The 2,379-nt window shown below is 66.2% G+C and carries 2 protein-coding genes; one reads left to right on the forward strand and one right to left on the reverse strand.

The annotated features are described in order from the left end of the window. Window positions 1-469: outer membrane protein (locus AC5JLB_RS28770; protein ID WP_495877259.1), on the reverse strand; the 469-nt coding region annotated here is incomplete at its 3' end. Between the two features lie 241 nt (window positions 470-710). On the opposite strand from AC5JLB_RS28770, the gene AC5JLB_RS28775 reads away from it, so the two are divergent. Then, entirely contained in the window at window positions 711-2,345 is a 1,635-nt protein-coding gene (locus AC5JLB_RS28775) for an esterase/lipase family protein (RefSeq protein WP_495877260.1), read from the forward strand. The last annotated feature ends 34 nt before the right edge of the window (window positions 2,346-2,379 follow it).

Consider the following 2,379-nt stretch of genomic DNA (forward strand, 5'->3'; position numbering starts at 1 on the left):
CAGCGAAGCGGCCGTCGAAGTCGTCCTCAAGGGCGCCCGAAACGCTGACCTGGGCGAAGCCCGCGGTGATATAGGGCAGCACGCGACCGGCGTCGTAGCCGACCCGCAGCTTGGCGCGGGCGATGCGGTCGACATCGAGGTCGAGGTCGTCGATCGAGACGGCGGACCACTCGTTCTCAAGCTCCGCGCCCACGACGATCCGGCCGAAGTCGAACATGTAGCCGGCGTGGAGGCCGTTCAGGCGACCATTTCCGTCGGCATCGAAATCTTCCACGGAAATGTCGCCGTAGGATAGGCTGCCACCGACGTAGAAGCCGGTCCAATCGCCCATGGCCGGGGCGGCCGGGGCGGAGACCACGGCAACCGGCGCGGGCGGGGCGGCGGTGACGACGGTGGTATCGAAGCCCGCGGCCATCGCCGGAGCACCGAGGGCCGCGATCGACGCGGCAAGGAGGGTACGGTTCAACATCTTCAGTGCCTTTCTGGGCCAAATGCGCCAGTCCGCTCCCGCCAAGCGGGCAATCCCGGACCGCGCCAGAGCTATGCCGCAAATCGGTGCCTTCCATGAAGTCGGGAATCCCCGACCTGTCTGTTGCCATGGCGCACAGCGCACTGGGCCACACAGTCATAGGCCCGGAGCGATTTCCTTTCGGGCGAGCAGGTGCCGCGTGCGACGATGGTTTCGCGTCGTTCAGCCAGGGAGCCCGCCGATGACCACCGCACCGACCCGCCGCGCGCAACCCATCATCCTCATCCGCGGCTTCGGCGGCCTGAGCGTCGAGGACGAGAAGAAGATCGCCTACCAGGGCTTCAACGACGGTACCGTCTACCCGCGCAAGCGGGGCGAAAACTACATCTACGAAGGGCTCATCCTGCGTTTCCTGAAGTCGGCGCGCTGGCAGTACCGGGACGCGACCAACGTCGTTGGCTACTACGCGTCCGAGCAGAAAGCTCCGGAGGATGCGAAGATCCTCCTGCCCGACATCGACCCGTCCTTCTTCGAAGGCCACATCGTGATCGACCCCGGCATGGCAGTGGCCCTGATGAAGCCGGAGATCGATCCGCTGCGGATGCTCTGGGTCTTTCGCTACTACGACCTCGACCGACGCAAGTTCGAGCTCTACGGCGAGATGCTCGTCCGCCTCATCGACTTCATCCGGGAACTGGCGCGCGTCCACCCCTCGGCGAAGGGGACAGATCCCAAGGTCAACATCATCGCGCATTCGATGGGGGGCCTGATCGTGCGGCATGCGCTGCAGGCCACGTATCCGCGGGACGGCCGCAACGGGGCCGAGTTCGTGAACAAGGTCGTGACGCTCGGGACGCCACACAAGGGAATCTCGTTCCAGCTTCTCAAGAACTGGCTACCCGTCGATGCGGAGCGCGAGCTCGAGGCCTTCAATCCGGAGCGACAGGAAGCAAAGGAGAACCCGACGGGCTGGAGGCGCTTCTCCGAGAGCTTTCCACCCTCGCGGGTCCTCACGGTGGTGGGGACCAACTACCGGACCTTCGAGATCGCGGCCTCGAGCTGGGCCAACCGCCTGTTCTCGGTGAGGGGGGAGTACGGCCTCAACTACAACCGCAGCGACGGGCTCGTGAAGCAGACGAATGCCCAATTGCCGGACGCGCCGCGCACCTTCGTTCACAAGTGTCACGGTGGTCCCGACTCGCTTGTCACGTCCCGCGAGTCCTTTGAGGTCGCGGCCCGGTTCTTCTTCGGCAACATCCGGGCGCGCCTGCGCCTGGTCTCGGCCGAGGTGCGGTCCGGCCACGACCTGATCGGGCGCAGCGAGTTCTACTTCGGCGTCAGCGTGAAGCCGCGGGGCGTCGACTTCGACCTCTTCCACCAGAGCGCCGAGGCCGAGAACTGCTACGGCCCCTTCACCCGGCCGGACCTGACCGACGAGAGCCCGACCTTTGGCTGGGCACGCGACCGGAAAGGGCTGATCTGGGAAGGCTGGCTCGACACCGGCGCGCGGGCATCGACCGCGGACCGGGAACAGGAGAAGCTCGCTGAGAAACAGGAGAAGGCCGCCCCAAAGGCGCTGCCGGACATCGCCATGCGGCTCGAGTTCTACGTGAGCGAGCGCGACCTCCTGGGCCTGCGCTTCTCGGACAACATCATCTTCCACCGTCAATACGTGCTGCGCGCGGTCTTCGACGATCTGGGGGACCTCGGGACGCTCCGGACCCTTCAGATCAGCAGCAGCGAGAACTTCGTCGGTGCCAGGGACCTGGTCCGGCAGGGGAACGAATGGGAGTTCGACGTGGAGGACCCGAACTTCCGGGCCACGCTCCGGATCGCTCTGGATCCCGTGCCGGAGGACGGCGACCCTCCGGATTGAGCCGCCGCGTCAACCGGGGCCGCGGGGACGGCTC

The sequence above is a fragment of the Myxacorys chilensis genome (assembly GCF_059505265.1).

Bases quoted from the DNA above. Each gene is read 5' to 3' on its own strand.
- AC5JLB_RS28775 (WP_495877260.1), top strand. From the start codon at position 711: ATGACCACCGCACCGACCCGCCGCGCGCAACCCATCATCCTCATCCGC.